The organism is Sedimenticola sp., from assembly GCF_050289425.1.
GTDB lineage: Bacteria > Pseudomonadota > Gammaproteobacteria > Chromatiales > Chromatiaceae > Sedimenticola.
On the sequence record NZ_JBNKFS010000050.1, the window covers coordinates 1 to 3,335 of the forward strand.

General features: G+C 53.3%; 3 protein-coding genes. 2 read left to right on the top strand and 1 reads right to left on the bottom strand.

Annotated elements, in window-relative coordinates; all coding sequences use genetic code 11:
• Positions 1–1,156 (bottom strand): sensor histidine kinase (locus ACQY5R_RS18130; protein ID WP_428610695.1); only part of this gene is annotated, 1,156 nt, incomplete at its 3' end.
• A gap of 237 nt (positions 1,157–1,393) precedes the next feature.
• Here ACQY5R_RS18130 and ACQY5R_RS18135 point away from each other — a divergent pair.
• Positions 1,394–2,740 carry a YbhB/YbcL family Raf kinase inhibitor-like protein gene (locus ACQY5R_RS18135; protein ID WP_428610696.1) on the top strand — a complete coding sequence of 449 codons (1,347 nt, stop codon included), beginning with the start codon at positions 1,394–1,396 and terminating at the stop codon, positions 2,738–2,740.
• 72 nt (positions 2,741–2,812) lie between these two features.
• On the top strand, positions 2,813–3,335 hold a 523-nt coding region (locus tag ACQY5R_RS18140; protein WP_428610697.1), incomplete at its 3' end, for a twin-arginine translocation signal domain-containing protein.

The following is a 3,335-nucleotide window of genomic DNA, read 5'->3' on the forward strand; positions in this document are numbered from 1 at the left end:
GTTCACGCATCCCGGGCAGCCCATAATGACCCGTCGCCTGAGGCTGCTTCACGTTAAAGCCCAACCCGTCATCTTCTACCTTGAGACAAATTGTTTCTTCAGACATTGTCAACTGAACCAACAGCGTCTGGGCATTGGCGTGGTACACGACGTTTTCCAAAGCTTCTTGTGCAATCCGGTAAAGGCACTGTTCCACGTCAGGCGAAAGTGAAGTGATTTGTTCGGGCAATGATAATGACAGGCTAAGTTTGCCGCGTTCAGCGGCAGATTTGGCCAGTTTTTGCAAAGCCAAAAGCAAGCCCAAATCGTCGATAGGGCTGGCTCGCAGCGCCTTCAATGCCCGTCGGGTTTCATTCAGCCCGGATCGGGTAGCGGCTAGAGATTTGGCCAATAAATCGCGAGCCGTCTCCGGCTCTACGTCCCAGTAAGCCTGGGTGGTTTCTAGCTGCACGGCGAGGCCGCTGAGCGTGTGGGCCAGGGTATCGTGTAGTTCTCGCGCCAGGCGGTTGCGTTCGCGGCTGATTGTCAGGTCTTCAAGTGTGTTGGCATAGTGCCGGAGTTGCAGATTGGCCTGACGTAATGAATCCTGCTGGGCGCGCAGCAGCGTCATCAACTGGTGTATAAAAAAACCGATAACCAGCAGACTCACTGTTCGAATGATGATAATAAAGAAGAGGGCCGTGCGGGTATCAGGGTGATTCACGGGTCTCAAAACGAGGATGGCGAAGTTTTCAAGCGCAGCGATGCCAAAACTAAAAATGAAAATCGCCCCCAAGTTGTACTGCCAGGCCACCAATATTAACCCGATGAAATGAACCGGCCATTGTCGCAGCGTCATGCCCTCGGCGTTCGATAATGGTCCGGGCGGCAGCGGCGGTAAAAGTAGATGGTAGACCAGAATCGGGGGGGCGGAGATCAGCAGGATCATCAATGGGGTAAACGCGCGTCCCAGTCGCTGACGCCCCCAGTCCCAATACGATAGACCCAAAACGAGCAGCGCGAACAGCACATTTGTCAAGGCATAAAATGCCGGTGGCGCGTTCAAGAAATTTTTGTAGATGAATACGTCCACCAATGTCATTGCCCCGTGGTAACCAACCAACATCCAGGCAGCAATACGTTGTATTTGAACTATGTCCGGTTTGTTCCATTCCATACATAGATCATACCATGCAATATGACAAATGCCCCTCTCGTTGCTGTCATGATCCGGTTGTCAGACCCATGACACGTGTCATGGTAGACAGTGAGCGCGATCATGCTTTTAAACGTTAAATGATGACAACAGACACGCTCACTTTCCCTTGAAAATGCATAGACTGGAAATGAACCTCGAAAAATTTATTGAAGGTAAAAACATGAATTCATCGTCGAAAGGAATACATCAAACATCATGCATAAAGTAATGTTAATCACCTCAACTATTGCCCTATTAGTTTTAGCCCTGACAGCCTGTGGTGCTGAATCATCCCCTGCCGCAACACATGAATCGGTTCCCCCCTCTCCTGGTCAAGCCGAGGCGTTGGCTACGGCCGTTCCTGTGCTTGATGTTGATGAAAGTACACTCTCTGAGAGTACAGGAAGTTTCACTTTGAGCAGTCCCGATGTCGTCGAGGGAGGCGCACTGCCGGTCGAGTATACCTGTGATGGCAACAGCGCCACCTTGCCGCTCACGTGGAGCGGCGCACCGGCCAATACCGCGAGCTTTGCCGTTGTTATGCACCATATCCCCGGACCGGGTGATGCCCATTGGTATTGGGTTTTGTATGACATTCCCGCAGACGTAACCACGCTTGCTACAAACAGCTCTGGGGTGGGTACGTTGGGAACCAACAGCGTGAACGGAGAGACAGTTTACGCGCTCCCCTGTTCCAAAGGTCCGGGGGAAAAGGTCTACACCTACACAGTATATGCCCTCTCGGCGCAGCCCCAGTTCTCTGTGCCCGCTTCTGAAGTCAGCCGGAGTGTGCTGCTAGAGGCCATCCAGAACATTACCCTGACCAGCGCCGAATTAAACGTAACTTATACCCGCAGCGGATCAGAAGGGGATCAACAGCCGCCGGAACAAGGAGCAGCGCCGGAAACCGAATCCCAACCGGTGGAACAGGTAGAAACAACTTCATCTGACGCTGCTGCATCCACCTTCAAGCTCGAAGCCTGGGCAGATAACTGGTTCGCCGCCTATCTCGGCGAAAATCTGATCGTCGAAGATTCCGTCTCAATTACCACCGAGCGTTCCTTCAACGCCGAAACCGCCACCTTCGAAGCCACCTATCCGCTCACGCTCAACTTCATTCTGAAAGACTTTAAGGAAAACGACACCGGTCTCGAATATATCGGCACGCCTAAACAGCAAATGGGCGACGGTGGTTTCATCATGCAGCTCACCGACCTCAGCACGGGCGCGGTTGTTGCCACCAGCAGCGGCGATTGGGCTTGCACCGTCATTCACGAAGCCCCGCTTGATAAATCCTGCGCCAGCCAGGCCAACCCTGTTGCCGGCACTGCACCCTGCACCTTCACAGATCTCGGCGAACCGGCGGGTTGGAAATCCCCCGATTTTGACGACAGCGCCTGGACAGCCACCACTGTCTATTCTGCCAACGATGTCCGCCCGAAGGAAGGATACGAGCAGATCCGCTGGGATGCGTCCGCCGAATTCATTTGGGGACCCGACCTCGAAACCAACAACACACTACTCTGCCGGACCATTGTGTCTGCCCCTGCTTCAGGGAATTAGTGACCAGATTGGTCCAATCTTTAAGATTGGACCAATCTGAACTTAGCCCCAAATCCAAAGAAAGGAACCATTATGAAACTCTCCCGAAGAGACTTCCTCCGATTATCAGCCCTCGGGCTTGGCAGTGCGCTCGCCACTGCCTGTGGTATGAACAAAGCCTTGCTCACCCCCAACCCAACAGCCGTGCCGACTCATACCTCCTTTCCACCGACACAGGCATCGCCGTTTCCCACAGCAACCGCTGCTGCAGAGATTCTGCCAACGCAGACACCGCTGATCCCCACCGCAACCTCTGCTTCAGAGATTCTGCATGGCATGGGCTTCGATGCGTTTGCAGGCAAAGTCAAAACCTATCAGGATGAGCACTATCTCTATGTCGAATCCGATGGTATGCCCAGCCACCCGATGATGATTGGCATTACCAGTTGGCAGCAGCAGGTACCCCTGCCACAGTTCTACACCGGCAACAACGCCTGGCGAATTCCGATCAACCCGGTTATCGCCGAAAATCCGATCTCTGCGAAAATAAATCTATATCGCGGTGCGATTGCCTTAGCCGTGAACGGTGTCCCCATCTTCAACGCCCTCAACAATC